The sequence below is a fragment of the Stenotrophomonas sp. YJH_SMC_122 genome, assembly GCF_059369535.1.
Genome location: NZ_JCAFST010000006.1, coordinates 22,947 through 43,624, shown reverse-complemented (window position 1 = coordinate 43,624; position 20,678 = coordinate 22,947). Strand labels below are relative to the sequence as shown.

The following is a 20,678-nucleotide window of genomic DNA, read 5'->3' as shown; positions in this document are numbered from 1 at the left end:
GAAGTTGCTGGTGAATGGACTAGGAGGATTCTGGCAGTCAATTGATCCGTTGAAGTTTGGCTTCTAGCTCCGGGCAGCTGGCCTCTGCAATTGAGTGACGGAATTCGACCGGCATCAAGTGGAGCAACGCCGAGGAATAGGCCATTGCGGCTCGCCCGGGCCGGCCTTTCACCTCACTGGATCTGCGCCGGCGAGACTGCGGAAATCCAAGACAATTCCCTATGAAGTGCTTTTCGTACAGGTATTTGCCTTTCACGGAACTACACACATTTACTTGAAGGTAAGCAAAAGGGGCGCTAAAATTCACCCAACACACCCGCCAAGCCTCTGACGCGCTAGTTCGCGACATGCTCAAATTGGCGGGTTTTTTTTGTCCGCTGATTGGAGTCAGGATGACTCACTACCGTAAACCACCCCTGTCGATTCAGGAGCAGTTGGATCTCCTCCAGCAGCGCGGGCTTGCCATCGGCGAGGTCGCCAACGCCAATCGCTATCTGCGGCGTGTTAGCTACTACCGCCTCATGGGTTATCTCTACACACAGCGTGTGTCCGGTAGCGACAGCTTCCGAGCTCAAGCGACATTCAAAGAAGCGGTCAGTCTCTATGAATTCGATAGGGCCCTTCGAGACCTGGTAATGGAGGCCGTTGGCCATATCGAGGTCGCAACGCGGACCGTGCTCACGTACCACTTTGCCCATTCCTATGGCGCCTTCGGCCATTTGGAGCCGCGCAATCTGGCATTCATCGGGCAGGAGTATGCGGATTGGCTCGGCGGCGTCGAAAGTGAAGTGACGCGCTCCAAGGAGGCGTTTATTCGGCACTACAAGGACAAGTACGCCTCACCCGCATTCCCAGAGTACCGATCTGGATGGCGACAGAAGTCATGTCGCTCGGCTCGCTTTCTCGTTTCTACAAAGCGCTGCACTCCAGAGAACAGAAGGCTGTTGCGGGGGAGATGCTGCTGGCCGCGCCAGTCTTCGCAAACTGGCTGCATGTCACCAGCGTGGCGCGAAACGTCGTTGCACACCACAGTAGGTTATGGAACAAGGAGCTCGGTGTTTCGGCGGTTCGCCCACGGTCGGCAGGATGGTCTGAGCGCGAGGCGCCATACGCACCGAATCGTTGCTTCTTTCTGTTGCTCTTGCTTCGCAGAATTCTGGAATCCTCGCACTCTGGAGGGCTGGGTCTTGGGTTCGGCAGAGACAGAACTACAGGAGGTTGCTACCTAATCCAGCCCAAGCCTATCCCTCCTGCGCGGCACTTGAAAGCGCGACGAACCTCACATAAGAATGGCAGCAGGCGACTGTCTCTCTTTCACTTGGGGCGTGCAGGATCCGCTGAGGAGGGGGGGCTGTGGTGCGAGCTCTCCCAAAAAACTCGCTTGGGCCAAGCCTGGGCATTCTGGCACGGAGGCAACAGTGGAGTGGATTGATGTAAAGGCCTTGGAGGCTTGGGCAGATCGCGTGGATGCGCGCGCTCATCTTATGAAGATGTTGGTTGATCTCATCAATGCAACAGTTAGTGAGTCACATCGACTCAGGTTTCCGCACGGTGAAAAGGGCCAAGTCCGCGGATGGGATGGTGATCTTGAGGTGCCCGTTGGCCAAGGACGCGTGCCAGAGGGTTGCTCCAAGTGGGAGTTCGGTACGGGTGCAGCAGAGACTAAGGCGAACGCCGACTATCAGAAAAGAACGGCGCAGAGCTCAGCTGAGGTGATGTCCAAGAACACGTTGGTCATCGTAAATCTAACGACTTGGGATACACCGAGGAAGAAGATCGCCGATTGGCAGGATGATCGGAATCGGGAAGGAAAGTGGAAGGAGGTTCGTTGCATAGACGGTACCGAATTGGCTCACTGGTTGGGGGAGCATCCTGCAATCGCTGCCCGATATGCGCGGGACTATCTTGGCAGGGCACCCAAGGAAGGCGCACTTAGCACAGATGAGTACTGGGAAGAATTCTCAACTCAGTTCGAGCCTGAGCTGAGCGAGAAGCTGGTGATCGCGGGCCGAAAGACGGAGGCTGACGAAATCATCGCTCATCTCTCCGGGCCGGCCAAGTCGACACTCCTTGGCGCGGAAACGTCCGAGGAAGTAATTGCTTTCTCGGTCGCTGCGATCCGAAGCGCACCTGACGATGTCCGTCGAGATCTAGAGAGTCGAACGCTTATTCTTCGCAGTGAGTCGGCCGCCCGCTTCTTCAGTAAGCATAGCAACATGTGTTTCCTGGTAACTGGCGACGCTGAGCCCATGGCTGGCAAGCTGGGAAACAACTGTCCCACCTTATCCGCTGTTACGGGTGTCGCGAATCGTCGCCATAACGCGTTGCCACGCCCCACGGCCTCGGCCATGGCTGAGGGCTTTGCGAGTATGGGGATGGAGCATGGTGAAGGTTATGAGCTGGCTCACCGCTGCGGACGAAGTCTGACCATCCTGAAGAGGCTCAAGCATAAGGTGAGACCGAAGGACCCTGAATGGTTGCCGATGGTAGCGGCTCTAGTACCGGCATTCTTGGCTGGTGGATGGTCCAGCGACCTCGAAAAGGATCGCGAGGTGGTTGCCGAGTTAGCTGAGGTTCCGAGGTACGGAGACATTGAGAGAGAGCTTGTCAAGACGCTGGTGATGTCCGACCGCCCGATAGACAGAGAGGAAGAGGTCTGGCAGGTTCGCGCCGCCGTTGATGCCTTTTTCTTTTACCAAGAAGTGCTGACTGAGCGCGACTTTGACCGGTTGGGAGAGGCCGTGATCAAGGTGTTTAGTCATGAGCCAGAGAAGCCTGCACGAGATCAAAAATTCAGCCTGTCCAACTCGGGACCTGCCGGCTACAGCTCATGGTTAAGAGACGGGCTGGCGACAACGCTTCTCATCATGGCTGCCATGTCTGGAAAGAACTCGCGCAAGATTCGGGGCCAAACAATTCAGCAGTATATTGAGAGACTCTTCTTGGCGTTGCCGGATTGGGGCAAGAGCTATGCACCAATTGCTAGATTGGGAGAGCAGGTTGCACTTCTCGCAGAGGCCGCACCTGCCCCTTTTCTGGCAGCCCTCGAATCTATCAATGAGGGCGATGCCAACCGCATTTTTGGCGAGGCTAACGACGCTGATGATGCCTTCGACACCGGAGCATATGCGCACCATGAACTGCTTTGGGCGCTTGAGACCATCGCCTGGAATCCTCGCTACCTGACAAGGGCGTGCCTACTGCTAGCAAGGCTTGCCGCCTTGGACCCCGATCCGGGCTCAAACCATGTCACGCGGCCGATCAACAGTCTGCGTGAGATATTTGTGCCTTGGTCACCCGGCACATATGCGTCTCAAGCAAAGCGTATTGTGACCATCGACGCGATCATTGCTGCTCACCCTGACATCGCTTGGGATCTCGTCTGCAAGCTGCTGCCGCGGCACCACGACTCCTCTTCACCAACGAGGAAGCCCAAGCTCAGTGACCAGTCTCCGAAAGAACCTGAAGAAGTAACCTTTGGGCTAGTTTGGGACTTTCAGAGCGCTATCGTTGGTCGAGCTATCGAGCTGGCGAAGGATCGGGAGGAGCGCCTGGCGATCCTTGTCGGATCATTGGGCCAGATGCAGCCAACGGATCGAGATAGTGTCCTTGAAGCCGTGGACGGCTTCCTGGCTGGGAATCAAGTCGAATTGGGTTTGGAATTGTGGCACAAGCTGAATGGCGAGTTGGCGCGGAACAAGTACTTCTCGAGCGCGGCGTGGGCGATGAAGGATGAGCAACTCACGCAGCTGCAGGGTCTTGTGGATCGACACATGCCGCCTAATCCGCTTGCAGTTGATCGGCTGGTATTCGATGACTGGACCCCAATGGTCGGAAATTACGAGCGGGACGCAGGTGCTAACCCGGAGGAAATTCGCAGGCAGGTCCTGCAGAAAGTAATGGATCGGGACGGTATTGAAGGAATCGTTGCGCTTGCGAAAATTGTGAAGCTACCCGGCTTGGTCGCAAGCACAGTGGCGGGATTGACTCTCTCGATGGATGAGCTCTTCGAGCTTCTAATAATTGCAAATTATGACGAAGCCGTGCCGGATGAGCTGGCATACTATGCTTCTGCTTGTGGAGCGAGAGCATATGGGCAGAAATGGCTTGAGGGATTTGCAGTTCGACTGGCTGAGCTGAGTAGATCTGATGAGCAGACGGTGAAGATGCTCGCGGCATTACCGGCGAATAGGTCTACATGGAGTCTGGTTGATAGCTTAGGCTCTCATATTAAAGCCATGTATTGGCAGAAGACCTCGTCTCTTCCGTCCGACGGCCCCATGGACGACCTGATGCATGCCATAACTCAGCTGCAGACCGCGCGTCGGAGTGTTGATGTGCTTGCCATGCTGAACAAACGAGCAGTTGATGTACCAACTGATACCCTTGAACAGTTATTGATCGAATCGTGTGACCAGCTTAATGCTGGCTTTGAGCGGTACGGGAATATGCTCAGATTCTATCTGGCGAGAACACTGGAAGAACTGAGGGGAAGGGCGGATGTGGCGCCATTTGCTGTGGCGATGCTTGAATACTCATTATTCCAGTTCGTGCATCGCGAGAGTAATGAGTTGACCTTGTTCAAGCTGATGGCGCGAGAGCCTGCCTTGTTCGTGGACTTGCTCTCGAAGATGTATCGTCGAAAGGATGCGGCTCAAGACGAAGAGATAGGTGAGGATGTCAAGCGGGAGGCTAGGGCAGCATTCAGGGTCGTCCACGAGTTCAAAGAAGTTCCAGGACTTGAAGGCGAAGTGGTTGACGAAGGCCTGCTGCGGAGCTGGGTGTCTGAGGTAAAGGCGCGTTCCCGCGGCGCGGCAATTGAGGAGCCTACAGACCGTCGAGTTGGTGCGCTTCTCGCACATAGCCCGGTTGAACGTCAGGGTGAAACGTGGCCTTGCAACGCCGTGTGCCGTGTCATTGAAGAGCTCGCCTCAGAGCATATGGAAAGCGGTTTTCAGATGGAATGCTTCAACAAGAGAGGAGTACACTCGCGCGGCATAAATGAAGGCGGCGGCCAAGAGCGTGAGCTAGCGGCGCGCTATCAGGCTTGGTCTGACGCGTTGCCTCATTTCCCCCGGGTCAGCGCAATGCTGTTGTCGGTTGCAGATGGCTGGCGTGCTCATGCCGAGAGGGAGGACGTCGAGGCAGAGCAAAGTAAAATGAAGATGTGAACTTTCTATTGCGGTGCACGCAGCGGGCAAGCCCGCCGCGTGTGCCGCCATTGCTACTACGTAGCGGTGCTCAAGGAACATATGCTTGCTTCTACGTCCGGGATGGAAAAGTGGTTGCGATGGCACTGGGGTTTGGTCGCTGACCAGTTGCTGTTCCCCTTGCGGTGCAGGCGCAGCGCAACTGTGAGCGTCAGCCTACGATGGCACTTCAGCACTGAGGTAGTTGGTGGGATGGGGCTGGCGGCGGCTTGGGGCCCCAAACAGACACCGCTGCTCATCAAGCACCAGCCCTTTGAAGCGCCCGAACCGCGCCTCAACCCACGATGGCCCCGCACTCTCCACCAGCAATCGCCCCTGGCTCAGGTGCAGATCCAGCCAACGCTCGAAGCTGATACGCAGCCGTTCGATATCCGGCGCCCGCCACCGGGCATCGCCGGGCATGCGGATCAGCACACGCGAGGGCGCGTTCTCCACCTCCATCACCAGCACGCCCTTGCACCGGATCTCGAAGGACGTTGCGCTGGCATGGCGCGCATGCAATTCAAAGCCCTCGCGGGCCTTCGCGGTCACGAAGCCGAGCGCATCACTGTGCAGCAGGCGGTAATCGGCCGGCCGCAGCTTCTGGTAGGCCCACACCTGATCGCCCGCGGGCTCGGGCCACTCCACCCACATCGCGCCAATCACCGCGATGGACACCGCTGCAGCGGCAAGGCCGTGCATCTTCATTTGTCACCCCGCACACAGGCAGAAAGCTCCGCGCCATAAGCGCGCTCAGTCCTTGGGTCGCATCCGCTCGTGGATGAAGGCAGTCAGCGCGAGATCGGCCATCACCAGCCCCTCCATCACCCGGTCGCCGACGTATTGCTCCGGCTCGCCGTTCTGGCGCGTGCGCTCGGCCGCCAGCAGGATCTCCTGCACGACGCGCTGGCCGGTGAGGGCGCAGTCGGCGTCGGACAACTGCATCTGCCGGCTGCGCAGGTGATGCCGCTCGGGCCAAGGCTGGCCGTCGGCCGCAGCGCCCGCGCCGATGGCGTGGAGGATGGCGATGAGGCTGTTGGGAACCAGGGCTGGTGCGTTTGAGCGCGCTTCCTGGACGGGGCGTGGGGGCGGGGAGTGCGGCGTGGTCATGGCGGGCGCCGTGCATGCAGGCAGAAGCCGCCACCGATAAAGGTGGCGGGCAGAGCGTGGCTCGAAAACCGGATGTTGGGAACCGGCGGGTACAAGACCCCCACGCCCCGCCCGCCATAGCCGGCAGACGGATTGCCAGCCGGCACCACGCGCGGTGGTGCCGGCTGGCAAGCGCAAACTACTTCCCAACAAAACGGGCTTTCGAGTCCCGACCACCGATGCACGGTGGCGCAGTAACGATTACCTGCTGTTGTTCGGAATGCCAAGGAAGTGGGGTCAATGCCGCCAAAATCCGAGACGCTTTTGGCATTGTCGCATAGCGAGGAAAGCGGCGAGAGCCTTGGCGTGCAAGGCGAACGGAACTTCTGGAACGGAGTCGTCAGAACCTTCCGCCAGAGATGCAAGGCGCGCCAAATGCGACAGCATTGGTCCGACGGTCGCTGATGGATGCCGCGCATTTCGCCTCCATGCGTGAGTGACTTTCTGCCTATTGACCCCGCGGGGCGTCACGCAGAATCTGACTACCGCTGTAGTCACCAGGAACTGTCCTGCCCGCAGCAGGAAGGTTCTGCGGCGTTTGAACGGACTCCACCCACTGGCGCAGGCCGCTACAAGGATCACTGTACGTGTTACGCCGCAATCAACTTCTTCTGTCTGCGGGTCTGCTCCCGCTTCCGTGGTTCCTGTTCTGGACCAGCGTCGCTGCCGTGTTCGCGCCGGGTTACAACCCGCTTGCCCAGCACGCCAGCGAGCTGCTGCAGGCGCCAACGCTTGCAAGCATCTGCGGCAGGATTGCGGCTATCGGCTCCGGTATGGGCTTCGTGGCATTTGCCATCGGGGTATGGCGGGAGTCCGGTCGCCGGATTGCAGTAGGTGCAATCTGCTGGTTGGTCTTTGGCATTTCCATGCTGACCAACGGGCTCTGGCCCATGGGCCATCCGATGCACGGCTTCTACACCATCGGTATCGCCAATATCATTGCACCGGCGATGTCGCACATCGAACTGAGCGCGTGGTCGGCCAACCGAAGGGCGTACGCCGTGACCGCTGTGGTGAGCATCGGGGGCATCGTCTATCTCTGGTTGAACGTGGTGGGCGCGGACCCGGAGGGCTATGGGGGGCTGACCCAGCGCGTGTTCTCGTCGATCAACTCGCTGTGGCCATTCTTGGTTGCGCTGTATCTGCTGCGAAGGGATTCAAGCGCGCTGAAGGCGGAGCCGGCGCATTGATGGAAGGGTATGTTGCACTTGGGCGATGATTGAGCGTGCGGAGTTGAGAGCAAGATGAGAATTTTTCGCCGCCAGCTGATCTACGTCCAAGTGCGCCAGGACCATTTTATTGCGCGCTTGGTCGGTGGAGACAGGACCATCCGTCGCCAGTGTCATGCCCTTGGCAATCGCGCGGGTCCTATCAAGGACTTTTCGAATATCCGGCCCCTGCTCAAGGCGACCTTCTCGGAACTCATGCCCGGGTTCTCTTTCGTCAAGCCGTGGGGGATTCTGCACTTTGATCCGGTTGAGTACCCGGTTACGAAGGAGGAACTGGCGGGGTTCCAGAAGGCTGCCATGCAAAGCGGCGCGAGCTTCTGCTTTCTCTCCACGTGGGAGCAGCGGCATGAAGACAAGGATCTGTTGGAGATGTTCAAGTAGGGTTCGGCCCGAAACTTCGTTCTAGGCCACGCAGATTCTTGGGCCGGTTTAATATCGCGCACCATCGCTGCTTGGGCATGCATCTTGGTCGTTCCAACACCAGGCGCACCCTCACTCCTGGCCAGCTCGTTGGCCCACTTGATCCAGCGCCGCCGGTCTTGGCCGCATGGAGGCTAAAGGGGCCTGGACATTCGGGCCTCGGTGAAGCGTGGGAGGTGACCTGGCGAAGTCAGCTGCTGGCCGCAGGACGCCATGGGACCCGAAGCGGTCGGCCACTGTCACCGGTTGTTGAACAAATCCATTGCGATCCATCGCTACCCGCGCTCATGCTGCCCACTTCCTGCCGCGCAGCGCGTACTCAACGGCAAGGTCATAGACGTTGTCGCACTTCTGCTTGAAGGTGGTACGGTCATAGCTTTCCGGCAAGTCCGCATCAAGCACGCGTTCGATTTCCGCGCGCACCTGCTTCTGCGTCTGCGCGCTCTGGTGCCAGTTCTGAATCAGCACCTTGGGCTGCTCCTCCACCAGGCGCTTCAGCAGGTGCTTGGCGGCCAGCTTCACGCGCTGGGTCTCTTCCTGCGTCAGTGACTCCTTATTCAGCAGATCGAACAGCTCCAACTCGTCCTCGGTCAGGCCTTCGCGGATGTGTCGCTCGGCCTCTTCCTTCAGCTCCTCGGCATAGGCGGTCAGCTCGTCGTAGTAGTTCTCGGTGGACGTGGCGCCGGAGTTGTAGGCGTCGATCACATTCTGCAGCCGCTGGATGAAGCCCACCCGCGTGCTGTTCTGCGCCAGCATCTCGGCCAGCTTTCGCTGCAGAAAGGCCTGCAGGTCGGCGATCTGGATGTTCTTGAAAGGCGCCTGCTGGAACTCCTCGCGCAGCTTCTCAACGTTCACCTTGCTGAGGTCCCAGGCCTTGCCGCGCTGCACGATCTTGTACTGCGCCTCGAACTCCTTGGCGGAAAAGGCCTCGGCCTTGTCCACCACCACGCTGGCGTCCAGCAGCGCCTCGATGCGCTGCACCGCGCTGTCAATGTCGACCTGCTCGACGATGCTGTCCATCACCCCGCGCAGGTACTGGAAGGCCGACACCACGCGGCCCAGCTTGCGGCCCAGCACCTCAGGCTTGCAGGCCTCGTACAGCGAGGAGATCGTGTTCTCGTAGACGTTGAAGGACTTGCGCTGCTCGTCGCTGGCCAGCAGCGTGTCGGCAAAGCCGTTGAACTGGCCCAGCTTGGTGAACACGTCGTCGCGGTCCAGCGCCTCGTGCAGCGGCACACCCTGGCTTTGGCAGTAGGCCAGGCCCTGCTCCATGGCCTCGTCCAGCAGCGTGAACAGATGACTCTTGTCCCGCACCGGCAGCTCGTCGTGCTCGGGGCCGGCGGCGTAGTCCTTTAGCGCCTTCTTCATGCGGCGGAAGACGTTGTAGTAGTCCACGATCTCGCCGTGACGCTTGGCCACGCCCAGGATCTCGTGGCCGCTCACCCGGTTGGCCCGCGCGATGGTCTGCATCAGCGTGTGGCCCCGCATGGGCTTGTCGAGGTACAGCGTGCTCACCGTCGGCGCGTCGAAGCCTGTCAGCCACATCGCGCAGACGAACACCAGTTGCAGCGGGTGCTCCGGGTCCTTAAAGTTGAACTCGATGTCGTGGCCGTGCTCATCCAGTGCGTTCATTCGCTGGCGGTGCGGCTTGAGGTCCAGTCCCTTCTTCGCGAACTTCTCTTCCTCGCCCGCCTCCTCGCTGACGATCACCGCCATCTGCACCGCGCCCATCCAGGCCTTGAGCTGCTTCAGGCGCTGGCGCTCCACGTCGTTGGTCGTCGCGGTGATGCGGCCGTTCAGCGCCTTGATCTCGGCCTTCCACAGCGCCTGAACCTTGTCGAACATCGTCACGGCGGTGAACTTGTCCACCGAGATGACGATGCCCTTGCCCAGGTAGCCGCGGCGGGGGAAGTGGTAGACGATGTCCCGCGCAATCGTGTCCAGTCGGTCCTCGCGCTTGACGACCTCCATCTCCTGCGCGAAGCGCTTCTCCAGCTTCTCCTGCGCCTCGCCATCGAGGTTCTCGTCTTCCAGGATCGCAGCGAACTCGTCGCTCAGGTCGTCGTTCTGGATCAGCACCTCCGGCACACGCTTCTCGTAGAACAGGGGTACCGTGGCGCCGTCTTCCACGCTCTGCTGGAAGTTGTACTCGGACACGTATTCGCCGAACCAGGCGTTGGTCTTGCGCTCCTGGCCCAACAGTGGCGTGCCGGTGAAGGCCAGGAAGTTGGCGCGTGGCAGGCCGACGCGCATGTTCTCGGCCAGGCCCGCGTACTGCGTACGGTGCGCCTCGTCCACGATGACGACGATGTCGTCGCGGTCGGACAGCAGTGGGTAGTCCTTGCCCTTCTCGAACCGGAACTTCTGGATCAGCGTGAACACCACGCGCTTGTTCTTGCCCAGCATCTCGCGCAGTTGCGCGCTGCCCTTGGGTCGCACGTCGTCCTTCGGCGCCACCACACCGGTGTGCAGGAAGTTGCGGTAGATCTGTCCGTCTAGGTCGTCCCGGTCCGTCACCACTACGAAGGTGAAGTTGCCGGTGAGCTTGCGGAAGATCTTGCGCGTGTAGAACACCATCGAGAAGCTCTTGCCCGAGCCCTGAGTGTGCCAGAACACGCCCAGCTTGCCGCCAAGCTCACGCCGGTGCCTGAACTGCTCGAAGGCGTTGTTCACGCCGATGAACTGGTGGTTCTGCGCGATGACCTTCTGCGTCTCGCGGTAGAACACGCAGAAGTTCTCCACATAGTCCAGCAGCCGCTCGGGCGTCAGCAGGCCCAACACCGCGCGCTCCACGCTCAAGCCCTGCGCGGCAATAGCAGGGCGGTCCAGCTGTTCCTTCTCGTCATCCACCCGCAGCCAGGTGAAGAAGTGCTCCCACTGCGCGGTGATGCTGCCCAGCCGGGTCTCGATGCCATTGCTCAGCAGGCACAACGCATTGGCGGTGAAGAGCTGCGGAATCTCGGCCTTGTAGGTAGTCAGGTTGTCGTCGAAGGCTGCGCGCAGCTTCACGTTGCTGTTCTTCAGCTCGATGAACACCAACGGCAGGCCGTTCACGTACAGCAGCAAGTCGGGCCGGCGGTAGCCATGTTCGCCGCGCACCCACAGCTGGCTCACCGCCAGGTAGTGGTTGCGGCCGGTGCGCGGATCATGCGCGTCGAAGTCGATGACCTTCAGCCGCTCGGTCACGGTCTGCCCGACCTGCGGCCCGGCCTCGGGCTTGTAGGTCACCGGCACGCCGTCGCGTATCAATCCGTCCATCTCCCGGTTGGCCGCGACCAGGCTCATTGCCGTGCGCGGTTGTAGCAGTTGGGCCAGAGCCTGGTCCACTGCGTGGGCCGGAGCCTGCGGGTTCAGCCGCTCCAGCGCGGCGCGCAGCCGGTCGGCCAGGATCACCTCGCGCTTGTCCGCGCGGCCCGAGCCGTCGTTCAGCTCGCCGGGCTGGGCCGTGTAGCAGTTCAGCGCATCGAAGCCGCACAGATGCTGCAGCCGCTGCAGCAGGGCCTGCTCGATATCGTCTTCGCTGATGAAATTCTTCGCGGCGGCCACGGCACCCCCTGGTGTTGCCGGTTATGGAGAAGAAAACCTGCTAACAAGCCATCACCTCATGCTACGCAGCCTCTGACGGCGGCTGCATGCTGGGCGGGAACTGGATGTCCAACGCATCGACGCGGAGCTTGCCGGAGATCAGGCGGGGGAGCAGGGCGTCGCGGGTGGCGCGCAACCTGCGATTCGTCTTGGTCAGTGCTTCAACCTGGTCAAACATTGGCCGAGCTTGCTGCTCATAAGCCGCGACCAGCTTCTCGGGCGGAGTCAGGAGGCGAATCCGCTTGAACGTCCCCTTGGTTAACTCAGCGAAGGTTGAACCACCGGAAAGCATCTCGAAGTGTGGCTTGGCCAGCTTGAGCCAATGATACAGGTAGGTCAGCGGATAGCGCTGGTTCGGTAGGCAAGTGATGAAGCCTTGGTTCGTGCAAGCTGAAGTGCAGTTGATACCGATGGCGCCAATCGTGGCACGGCTCGTCATCATGATCGAGTAGGCCGGGAAGAGGTTGGCGGAGCTGTCCTGCAAGCCCTCCTCGGTGCACTTATCAGCGGACTCTTCGAGGTACGGGCTGCCCGCCCCTGTGATGTCGGTGGGTGTGTACCAATGCACCTCTCCGTCGACCCAGAAGCGAGGGTTGTCCTTGGCGGGTGTGGCGCCGCCGTAGAACTTGAAGGCATTGAGGATGGGTTCATGCGTCCAGTCCATCGGCATGCCTTTGTCAAAGGCAGTTGACTCGGTACCAGGAAACCGCATCCGCACAAACCACTCGCGGTAGATTTCTTCGGCCATGGACTCAAGCAAGGCGATGCGGCGGTGGTTGTTGGCGATCAGGTCGTCAATCGTGCCCAGAATCGCGGCGATCTTTTCCTGCTTTTCGGGCGGAGGGAGGATGATCGGCAGCCGGTGCTGCTCGGTGATGCCGAGGTAGGCGCGGGTCGAGCCAGAACTGGCCAGCATTTGCAGCGTCTGCTGGAACAATGAGCTGTCGAAGTATGCCTTCAGGTACCGGTTGCTGAGCGCCGCTTTATCCTTGACGCGGTAGTAGGTCACCTGGGGCGTCAGCATGATGTACGGATGCTTGTCGTAGGCCACGATGGCGGTCTCACCAATTGTGGCCTTGTGTGTCAACAAGACGTCGCCGTTCTTCGCGAAACCTTTGCGCAGACTCTCCGCCTGGCGTTCGGTGATGAAAGCGCACTGGCCATACTCAACGCGACCGTTCTTGAGATCGCTTGCCATCACGAAGGGCACCCCCTCGGACACGAAGTCCGCTGACTTCGGATGAATTTCTCCGTGGTTACCGTCGATGGGGCGCTCCAGGACGCCTCGCTTAATCAGATCACCTACGGTCGTGAGCTCAAAGCTTGCGTCCCGTATACCGATGGCTTCTCTCTTGTCCATCAGTGGCCCCCGAGGATCGCAGCAAGGTTCTTGGTCAACGTCGCCTCAAGCGCATGCGCATCGGCTGTGAGTGATTCGAGTTCGGCGTGCTGTTCTGCAATGGCAGCCAGGAACTCCTCCTCCGTCTTCCCATCTTCCTCGATCACCACGCCGACATACCGCCCCGGATTGAGCGACCAATCCTGCTCGGCAATCTCTTCGCGGCTGGCCAGCTTGCACAGGCCGGTGACGTCTTCGTAGGCGGCCTTCGGGAAACGCTCCTGCAGCCAGCTCACATGCTGGTAGTACAGCTCGGCAGCCTTCAGTTCGTCGTGCAGCGCCTGCACCGCGGCTTTCACGCCCTTGGTCTGGCGGTTGGCAGTGGCGCGCTTGCCGTCTGCCTTGGCGGCCTCGGTCTTGCGCTTGTCCATCTCGCGGATGGCCTTGTCCAGCGCCTTCACCGCTGCGTGCTGGCCGGTGAAGAAGGGCGCGAACTGGGCGCGCAGCAGGTGCTGCGCTTGGTTGCGCTCCTCCACGCTGTGCTTCTGGCCACGGGTGCGTTCGTGCTGGTCCTGCGCCAGCGCAAGCGCGACGAGCTGGCCCCACTGGGCCTGCAGCGCGGCAACGGCTTCGCGCGCAGCTTGGCTGGTTTGGGTATCGGCCGCTTCTTCAGCCAGCACAGCCAGCAGGCGGTCGCTCAAGGCGGGCAGGTGCTCGGCGGCTTCCTTGAGCTGTGCCATGCCTTGGTGCAGGTAACGGTCCACCTGGTCCACGAACTCCTGGCGGCGGCCCTTGTGCAGGCGGGGGATGAGGGCGATGTTCTGGATCTGCTCGTCGCTCAGCTCACGGTGGGCGCGGTCCACTTGGGTGAAGATGTTACGGGCGTCGATGAACAGCAACTTGTCATCAGACTTGCCCTTGTCGAAGAACCACAAGGTTGCCGGCAAGGAGACGGTGTAGAACAGGTTGGACGGCAGCGTGAGCATGCCGTAGATGAGGTTCTGCTCGATCAGAGTGCGGCGGATGTCTGCCTCGGAGTGGCGGGCATCGCTGGCCGAGTTGGCCATCACCAGCGCGGCGCGGCCGCCGGGCTTGAGCGACGTGGCGAAGAGGTTGATCCAGAGGTAGTTGCCGTTGGGCACGGTCTGGACGGCTTTTTCCTTACCGTCTTTCCCGCCCGCCGCCTTTGCCTTGGTCTTGTTGCGGGGCACGCCGTAGGTGTTGAAGCGGCGGTCTTTCTCCACGGCGTCCAGCGTCACGTCGTCCACGTTGAACGGCGGGTTGGCCATCACGTAGTCGAAGGCGCCGAAGGCGCTGAAGGGGTCCTCGTAGTAGGTGTTGGCCTGCTTGATGTCGCCGCGCAGGTTGTTCACGGCAAGGTTCATCTTGGCGAGCTTGACGGTCTCCAGCGTCTTCTCGGTGCCGCAGACGAACACGTCCAGGTCTGCCGCCTTGTCGGCCTGGTGCTGGAGGATGAAATCCGCCGACTGCACAAACATGCCGCCGGAGCCGCAGGCGGGGTCGAAGACTTTGCCGCCATGGGGCTCGATGATCTCGGTCATCAGCTTGACGACGGAGCGCGGCGTGAAGAACTCGCCGCCGCCCTGGCCCTCGCTGAGCGCAAAGTTCGCGAGGAAGTACTCGTAGATCTGGCCGAACACGTCGCCGGTAGCGTCCACCGGGATGTCGGAGAACAGCTTGAGCAAGTCCTTGGGAATGTGCTGGTTCTTGGGGCTGCGGGTGAAGCGGTCGTACTCCTCCTGCGGCAACACGCCCCGCAGCTCGGGCTTGGTGTTCTCGATGCTGGCCATCGCGGCGCGGATGGCCTTGGCGATGTTTTCCTTCTCGGGCAGGTTCAGCAGGTAGTCGTAGCGGGCCTTCGCATCGAGGTAGAAGCCACACTTCTCGATGGCAATCTCTTCCAAGGTACGCTCACGGCGCGTGCCCTGGAGCTTCTTGAATTCCTGCTCGATTGCCGCTTGGTGCTGCCGGTACTTGTTGTCCGCGAATTTCAGGAAGATCAGACCGAGCACTGGGGTGCTGTACTCGCTGGCCTTGAGATCGGAGTTGGCGCGGAGCTTGTCGGCTGCTGACCACAGGTCATTTTCGAGTTTTTTGAGCTGGTCGCGATTCATTCTATTGATCGTAAAGGGGTTTGACCTGTTCCTGTCTTGCCGCCAATTAATATGTTCCGACGCGCAGACTCAGTCATGGCGCCCCATGGAGTTTCGATAGGCGACTTGACGTTCGTAAACAAATCTTGAGTTGACAATCAAAGATGATACTAGCCGGAAGGCTGCTTGTGGCCGTCGGGCGTCCTACGACCCATAGCGGCCATTGGTGCGGCCGCTGATCCTGCCACTGGGTCCATTTGTACGCTGCCCTGTTAGCCGGACCCTAGCGCCCTAAGATCGAGTTGTATCAAGGCGAAGCGCGCAGATCGGTGCTTTGTGGGCGAGTCGCATAACCGGCCCCACGGGTCCGTCTACTTGGTAGTTGGGCGCCACTACAGCTATGACTGATCTTTGGGGTCCATTTCGGCAACCGATTGGCATGCCTCACCCTGCATGGTCGGCCGCGCAGCGACCGAGGCTGATGTTGCGGCCGGCTCGGCCATCTTCTATGTACAGGGTGGTTCCACTCCAGCTCCAATGAGCCTTCCATGCTGCGCAGTTCAGATACCGGACGATGGCTCTGAGCAGCCTATCGTCATTGTCCAGGCAGAGCTCGCGCAGCAGGGCACCATCTTGGGTATACGGCCACTATCCGGGGTAATGGCATCTGCATGTCTACGGACGTTCGGTTTCCTGCCGGCTTCGGATCGCAGGTTGGCGCCTAACAGTTCAGTCAAGCCGAGCTTGCTTCGCGAGTCGGACTAATTTCCGAGTTGAACGTCCGCTTTTGTCCGAAAGCGGACATCGTTCGACGACATTGATCTTCCGTCAGCCAAGGCACCGGTCTCTCTTTCCCTCAATTGATGATCTCCCCACTCCCCGAAGCAACAAACGCCTTCAACTGCCGAATAAACTCCGCGTCGTAGAGCTCCCACTCCGCAATCTCCCCAACCACCCGCAACGGCTGCGCACTCCGATACGACCGCGTCGGGTTCCCGGGAAACTTCTTGTTGGTCACATTCGGGTCGTCCTCGAACGGCCCGGTCGGCTCCACCACATACACGCGCGGTCGCCCTTCACCCCGGGCCATCTCCGCAGCCAACCCGGCGCCCTTGGCGATCGTGGTGAAGTAGATGTGGTTCATCACCACACTGTCGCGATAGTTGGAGCGGAAGCCCGCGCTCAGCAGCTCGCCCACCGCCAGGTCAGCGCGGGTGCCGTGATAGAACGGCCCGGCGACCTGGTCGCAGGTGTCATGCGAAACGGGCGTCCAATCGGTGTCCTGCGCCATCACTGCTGCCCCTCTCTGTGCTGCCGGATCGACAGGCCGGCGAGTCTAGGGCGCCCGCAGGGCCTTGCTGCAAGGCCCCATCCGGGAAATAATCTGTAAACGGGAGGCGCGGTGCGCCTCCTTTTTTCATTCTGCGGCGCCGCGCCCTTCCAGCTCGCGCACGGCCGTTTCCAGCGCATCCAGCTTTTCGCGGGTCTTCAGCAGCACGGCGCGCTGCACTTCGAACTCCTCGCGGGTGACCAGGTCGAGCTTGGCAAGGCCGGCCTGCAGCGCGCTCTTGAAGGTGGCCTGCAGTTCCTCGCGCGATTCGCGCAGGCCCGGCGGCACCAGGTCGCTGAGGCGACGGGCGAGGTCATCGATTTGGTTCAGGTCGATCATGGGGTGCTCCGTGGGGGTGGGCCCGTGCATCCGGCGCGGGCAGGCCATTCGGGCACAAGGATACTGCTGGCACCCACTGCCCGGACAGGCGGCAGCGGCTTCGCACGGGCCGCGTTCAGGCGCTATCCTCCACGCCGGAAGACAGGAGATAGACGATGAAGATGGTCATGGCGGTGATCAAGCCGTTCAAGCTCGACGACGTGCGCGAAGCGCTGGCCGAGCGTGGGGTCACCGGGATCACGGTGACGGAAGTGAAGGGCTTTGGTCGCCAGAAGGGCCACACCGAGCTGTACCGTGGCGCGGAGTATGTGGTCGATTTCCTGCCGAAGGTGAAGCTGGAAGTGGCGGTGACCGATGACCAGGTGGAGGCGGTGGTTGAGGCGATCGTGAAGGCCGCCGGCACCGGCAAGATTGGGGACGGCAAGGTGTTCGTGTACGACCTGGGCAGCGTGGTGCGTATTCGTACCGGTGAGCTGGACGCGGACGCGTTGTAAGTGCATCGCCGGATGCGCGAACGCGACTGGTCCCGGGAACGCTACGGGGTAGAGTCGGCTGTTAGTCGACTATCGCGCGCAGCGCGGGCATTTCGGTCACGGACGGGAAGAGCAGTCGACTAACAGTCGACTCTACTCCGTCAGGCATTCAATGCCACCAGGCTATACGGCTCTGTCGCTTGGCCGGCGGGTTGCTTGAGTCGAGCAGACTCGACTCTACGGCGCGGTGCGTATCATGGTGTCGATCCAGTCGGCATAGCGCGATATGCGCACGTTGTGCACCACCTGCCCGTAGTAGCCGGCTTCAAGCGCATGCTCCGGCACTGCGGTGATCCACGAGCCCAGGCCGATCAGCTCCCAGCCATGAGCGCCGTGGATCATCAATGGGCCGCCGCTGTCACCGCTGCAGAGCACGCCCTCCAGTGGCAGGCCGCCGTCGGGCCCGTCGAATCGATACCAGAGATAACGACTATTGCCACCTGTCACTGCGTTTTCGGCGCGGCGCAGTTCGCCGCGGTGCGGTCCACCCGGCGCCAGCCCGGTCATACCGGTGCCCGTGGCCCCCTTGCCGACCAGAGTAGCGATCTTTCCCGCTTCGGCCTGCCCGCGATAGAGGCGAACCGGCGCGACGTCGCTGACCGGTGCGGCCAGCTGAATCAGGGCGATGTCATCGGAGGCGGCGAGGAAGGCGTGGATGGGGCCTGGGTTGCCTGACGCCAGCGCCGCCTGGCCAAGCGCTTCGGGCATGCGCCGGTAACCGGGATGCACGAACACGCGCTCGACACGGTACGGGCGACCGTTGATCTGCACCTCGGTGTCCATGCCTTCCATGGGCGCGGCGTGTGCGGCGGTCACCACCCAGCGCGGCGCGATCAGGACGCCGTGGCCCTCCCCGGGCAGGTCGGCCAAGGCCGGGAACGCGGATGCCGGCACGCGGTAGGCGCTGTCATCCACATCGCTGCGGATGACAATGGCGTCGGCGGAGAAGGGCAGGGTAGCCCAGGCGAGAAGGAGCCAGCGGCGCATGGTTCGGTGCAGTCCTGTGCGTGGAAGGCGATGACCCTAGCCGGGATCGGGAGGCGCGAATACCCGTGTGCGACGAAGCGCCCTCCCGGTGTGATCAACCGGGCGGAATGAGGGGTGACGACCGCCACTCCGGCAGACCGAGCGCGCGGCGGGTGCGCGTCACGTCCCATGCCGAAGGCTGGAACTCGACCACCCCGACCCACCAGCCCTGGTCGTCAAGCCAGGTGCGCGAACGGCCTTTCTGCACGCAGCCCAAGGGGCGCAGTATGGATCTTGCGGCTGCAGTCAGCAGGCGGGTGTGTTCAGGTGTCGGCATCCCCAGCATCCTTGCGAGTGGCGTGCCGACGAGTATCGCAGAGCACATCGGGCGTGTGGCCCGGGGCAAATGCAGGGGCAAACAGCAGTCGCGCAAGCAATGCAGGGCGAACAGCGCTTACCGCCGCTTGGCCCACTTGTAGAACCGCTTCCAGCCCTGGCGCACCGCGGCGACCCAGCCCGGGTCGGCCACCAGCGCGGCCTGCGCGGCACTCGGGGCCTGGCCGGTCACGCGCTGGCGCATCTTCAGCAGGTTCTTCATGTCGCTGCGGCGCATCTGCCGGCTCAGTGGATTGCGGCGCAGCCAGCGCGGGGCGCGCCAGGCGGAGGTGAAGTCCAGCAGCACCGGCACGCCGCCGCTGACCACCACGTTGGTGCCATGCAGGTCGTTGTGGGTGATGCCGGCGGCGTGCAAACGGCTGAGCGCGTGCTGCAGCTGCTCGAACACTTCGTTGCCCACGGCCTGCGCGGTGCTCAGGGTCTGGCCCGGGATGAACTCCATGCCCAGCGCCAGGCCGCCCAGGGTGCCGAGCAGTGCGGGGGCATGCTTCCAGCCGCCGAGGCGCTGCAGCATGCGTGCTTCACGGCGCACCATCAGCCGCGCGATCAGCGAAACGGGGGTGCCGCGGTAGCGGGAATAGTCCTTGATGACCGCCTCGCGCCCGTCCAGGCAGGTGCGGTAGACATCCGGGGCCAGGAAACGCTCGCCGCGCTTGAGCAGCAGCGGGGAGGCGGCGTCATCGCCGCAGGAGGAGGATGGCAGGGCAGGAAGATGCATGTCGGGGTCTCGGACGACCCGGTGGGTGGCGCAAAGCGTCAAGCGAACCGGTGTTACAGGGAGTTACTAAGTTTTCGTTAATTTTAGTACTCGCCAGTTCGCTATTCCACGATTTGTCGGAGAAATGTCGGGGTCGTGACTGGAACAGTTCGTCGCGCAGAATCGGACAATTCTGTCTCACTTATTCCGGTTGGCCTTTAGCATCAACAGCTTGCGCGCCCAGCCCTGCGCCTCCTTCGCAACCGGATGAACACGGCGCACGGGCAACTTGACCCCGGCGCACGGCCTGCCGACCATAAGCTGTTAATCCGCGACATCGGCGGCCGCCCCCTCCGGCACGTCCCCGTCCCCTGCCGCGTTCCCCACCGGTGCTGGCCGCCTGGCCGTGCATCGCCCCGTTTCCCGTTCCGGCCGCGGCTGGAGGAAAGTGCTTTGATCATCAAAATCGTCATTGCAGCGCTGTTCGTGGCCTGCGTGCTGTACATCCACTTCCGTGGCAAGGTCCGCGCGCGCTGGTCGCGCCAGCTGCTGGACCACTCCAGTTTCATGGCCCCGATCAACGTGGTCATGTACATGTTCTCGAAGGTACCGACCACGCCGTTCCTGGACCCGGGCAAGGAGTTCCCGCAGCTGGAGCCGCTGCGCCAGAACTGGCAGATGATCCGCGACGAGGCGCTGGCGCTGCGCGACGCGCAGAAGATCGCCGCCTCCAGCACGTTCAACGATGCCGGCTTCAATTCGTTCTTCCGCCGAGGCTGGAAGCGCTTCTACCTGAAGTGGTACGGCCCGTCGCACCCGTCGGCGAAGACGCTGTGCCCGAAGACCACGGCGCTGATCGAGTCGATCCCGGATGTGCGTGCGGCGATGTTCGCGCAGCTGCCGCCGGGCAGCGAGCTGCGCCCGCACCGCGACCCGTTCGCCGGCTCGCTGCGCCTGCACCTGGGCCTGAGCACGCCCAACGACGATGCCTGCTACATCGAGGTGGACGGCATCAAGAAGAGCTGGCGCGACGGCGAGTGGATGATGTTCGACGAGACCTACATCCACCATGCGCACAACGAGACGCAGCAGGACCGCGTGATCCTGTTCTGCGATATCGCCCGCCCGCTGCGCTTCGGCCTGCCGGGGCTGTTCAACCGCGCGGTGGCGGCCACGCTGCTGGCCGGTGGCGCCTCGCCGAACCTGCCGGGTGACCCGACCGGCGGCGTCAACAAGGCCTTTGGCAGCGTCTACAAGGTGCGCCTGAAGGCCAAGGCGCTGCGCGAGCGCAGCGTGGTGGCCTACCAGCTGATCAAGTGGGGCCTGGTGGTGGCGGTGATCGCGGGTATCTGGGCGCTTTGATCGTTACATGAAGTTGCCGGCCAGCGGCCG

Annotated in this window: 15 protein-coding genes and 1 pseudogene; 7 read left to right on the top strand and 9 right to left on the bottom strand. The window is 61.6% G+C overall.

Annotated features, from left to right (window positions below; translation table 11 throughout):
- Window positions 1-347: 347 nt before the first annotated feature.
- The 3 genes and pseudogenes from AC5P66_RS09910 to AC5P66_RS09900 form a co-directional block, all read left to right on the top strand.
- A pseudogene (locus AC5P66_RS09910) lies at window positions 348-794 on the top strand (Abi family protein); the annotation flags it as partial.
- A gap of 74 nt (window positions 795-868) precedes the next feature.
- The gene (locus AC5P66_RS09905; protein ID WP_495216303.1) at window positions 869-1,432 is read left to right on the top strand and encodes an Abi family protein; all 564 of its coding nucleotides are present in this window, start codon (window positions 869-871) and stop codon (window positions 1,430-1,432) included.
- The gene (locus AC5P66_RS09900; protein WP_495216268.1) at window positions 1,419-5,171 is read left to right on the top strand and encodes a hypothetical protein; all 3,753 of its coding nucleotides are present in this window, start codon (window positions 1,419-1,421) and stop codon (window positions 5,169-5,171) included. Before AC5P66_RS09905 ends, AC5P66_RS09900 begins: the two co-directional genes overlap by 14 nt.
- A 195-nt stretch (window positions 5,172-5,366) precedes the next feature.
- Here AC5P66_RS09900 and AC5P66_RS09895 read toward each other — a convergent pair whose 3' ends face one another.
- Together AC5P66_RS09895 and AC5P66_RS09890 are read right to left on the bottom strand one after the other, a co-directional pair.
- The gene (locus tag AC5P66_RS09895) at window positions 5,367-5,897 is read right to left on the bottom strand and encodes a cold-shock protein (protein WP_495216267.1); all 531 of its coding nucleotides are present in this window, start codon (window positions 5,895-5,897) and stop codon (window positions 5,367-5,369) included.
- 45 nt (window positions 5,898-5,942) lie between these two features.
- Window positions 5,943-6,299, bottom strand: a complete 357-nt coding sequence (locus tag AC5P66_RS09890; RefSeq protein WP_495216266.1) for a hypothetical protein — start codon at window positions 6,297-6,299, stop codon at window positions 5,943-5,945.
- 626 nt (window positions 6,300-6,925) lie between these two features.
- On the opposite strand from AC5P66_RS09890, the gene AC5P66_RS09885 reads away from it, so the two are divergent.
- Window positions 6,926-7,528, top strand: a complete 603-nt coding sequence (locus tag AC5P66_RS09885; RefSeq protein ID WP_495216265.1) for a DUF998 domain-containing protein — start codon at window positions 6,926-6,928, stop codon at window positions 7,526-7,528.
- Window positions 7,529-7,582: 54 nt separating this feature from the next.
- Window positions 7,583-7,948 (top strand): hypothetical protein, encoded by a 366-nt coding sequence (locus tag AC5P66_RS09880; RefSeq protein ID WP_495216264.1) that lies wholly within the window; start codon window positions 7,583-7,585, stop codon window positions 7,946-7,948.
- Window positions 7,949-8,272: 324 nt separating this feature from the next.
- On the opposite strand, the gene AC5P66_RS09875 is transcribed toward AC5P66_RS09880, so the two are convergent.
- The 5 genes from AC5P66_RS09875 to ubiK form a co-directional block, all read right to left on the bottom strand.
- On the bottom strand, window positions 8,273-11,533 hold the full coding sequence (locus AC5P66_RS09875; RefSeq protein WP_495216263.1) for a type I restriction endonuclease subunit R: 3,261 nt from the start codon (window positions 11,531-11,533) through the stop codon (window positions 8,273-8,275).
- Window positions 11,534-11,594: 61 nt separating this feature from the next.
- A complete protein-coding gene (locus AC5P66_RS09870) occupies window positions 11,595-12,932 on the bottom strand; it encodes a restriction endonuclease subunit S (protein WP_180879574.1) in 1,338 nt (445 codons plus the stop codon).
- Window positions 12,932-15,046, bottom strand: a complete 2,115-nt coding sequence (locus AC5P66_RS09865) for a type I restriction-modification system subunit M (protein ID WP_495216262.1) — start codon at window positions 15,044-15,046, stop codon at window positions 12,932-12,934. The genes AC5P66_RS09870 and AC5P66_RS09865 overlap by 1 nt, the downstream gene beginning before the upstream one ends.
- Before the next feature lie 835 nt (window positions 15,047-15,881).
- Window positions 15,882-16,316, bottom strand: a complete 435-nt coding sequence (arr, locus tag AC5P66_RS09860) for an NAD(+)--rifampin ADP-ribosyltransferase (protein ID WP_005411376.1) — start codon at window positions 16,314-16,316, stop codon at window positions 15,882-15,884.
- A gap of 126 nt (window positions 16,317-16,442) precedes the next feature.
- The gene (gene ubiK / locus AC5P66_RS09855; protein ID WP_005411375.1) at window positions 16,443-16,694 is read right to left on the bottom strand and encodes a ubiquinone biosynthesis accessory factor UbiK; all 252 of its coding nucleotides are present in this window, start codon (window positions 16,692-16,694) and stop codon (window positions 16,443-16,445) included.
- Window positions 16,695-16,849: 155 nt separating this feature from the next.
- On the opposite strand from ubiK, the gene AC5P66_RS09850 reads away from it, so the two are divergent.
- Window positions 16,850-17,188 (top strand): P-II family nitrogen regulator, encoded by a 339-nt coding sequence (locus tag AC5P66_RS09850; RefSeq protein ID WP_005411374.1) that lies wholly within the window; start codon window positions 16,850-16,852, stop codon window positions 17,186-17,188.
- A gap of 216 nt (window positions 17,189-17,404) precedes the next feature.
- On the opposite strand, the gene AC5P66_RS09845 is transcribed toward AC5P66_RS09850, so the two are convergent.
- Both AC5P66_RS09845 and AC5P66_RS09840 read right to left on the bottom strand, forming a co-directional pair.
- A complete protein-coding gene (locus tag AC5P66_RS09845) occupies window positions 17,405-18,214 on the bottom strand; it encodes a S1 family peptidase (RefSeq protein WP_495216261.1) in 810 nt (269 codons plus the stop codon).
- Window positions 18,215-18,647: 433 nt separating this feature from the next.
- Entirely contained in the window at window positions 18,648-19,307 is a 660-nt protein-coding gene (locus tag AC5P66_RS09840; protein WP_049417050.1) for an RIO1 family regulatory kinase/ATPase domain-containing protein, read from the bottom strand.
- Between the two features lie 435 nt (window positions 19,308-19,742).
- Between AC5P66_RS09840 and AC5P66_RS09835 the strand changes: the two genes are divergently transcribed.
- Entirely contained in the window at window positions 19,743-20,648 is a 906-nt protein-coding gene (locus AC5P66_RS09835) for an aspartyl/asparaginyl beta-hydroxylase domain-containing protein (RefSeq protein ID WP_032954620.1), read from the top strand.
- The last annotated feature ends 30 nt before the right edge of the window (window positions 20,649-20,678 follow it).

What these genes read in the sequence shown, in the direction of transcription:
- AC5P66_RS09845 (WP_495216261.1), bottom strand. Translation starts at nt 18,214, where the DNA reads ATGCGCCGCTGGCTCCTTCTCGCCTGGGCTACCCTGCCCTTCTCCGCC.
- AC5P66_RS09880 (WP_495216264.1), top strand. Translation starts at nt 7,583, where the DNA reads ATGAGAATTTTTCGCCGCCAGCTGATCTACGTCCAAGTGCGCCAGGAC.
- arr (WP_005411376.1), bottom strand. Translation starts at nt 16,316, where the DNA reads ATGGCGCAGGACACCGATTGGACGCCCGTTTCGCATGACACCTGCGAC.
- AC5P66_RS09895 (WP_495216267.1), bottom strand. Translation starts at nt 5,897, where the DNA reads ATGAAGATGCACGGCCTTGCCGCTGCAGCGGTGTCCATCGCGGTGATT.
- AC5P66_RS09870 (WP_180879574.1), bottom strand. Translation starts at nt 12,932, where the DNA reads ATGGACAAGAGAGAAGCCATCGGTATACGGGACGCAAGCTTTGAGCTC.
- AC5P66_RS09850 (WP_005411374.1), top strand. Translation starts at nt 16,850, where the DNA reads ATGAAGATGGTCATGGCGGTGATCAAGCCGTTCAAGCTCGACGACGTG.
- ubiK (WP_005411375.1), bottom strand. Translation starts at nt 16,694, where the DNA reads ATGATCGACCTGAACCAAATCGATGACCTCGCCCGTCGCCTCAGCGAC.
- AC5P66_RS09840 (WP_049417050.1), bottom strand. Translation starts at nt 19,307, where the DNA reads ATGCATCTTCCTGCCCTGCCATCCTCCTCCTGCGGCGATGACGCCGCC.
- AC5P66_RS09865 (WP_495216262.1), bottom strand. Translation starts at nt 15,046, where the DNA reads ATGAATCGCGACCAGCTCAAAAAACTCGAAAATGACCTGTGGTCAGCA.
- AC5P66_RS09890 (WP_495216266.1), bottom strand. Translation starts at nt 6,299, where the DNA reads ATGACCACGCCGCACTCCCCGCCCCCACGCCCCGTCCAGGAAGCGCGC.
- AC5P66_RS09905 (WP_495216303.1), top strand. Translation starts at nt 869, where the DNA reads ATGGCGACAGAAGTCATGTCGCTCGGCTCGCTTTCTCGTTTCTACAAA.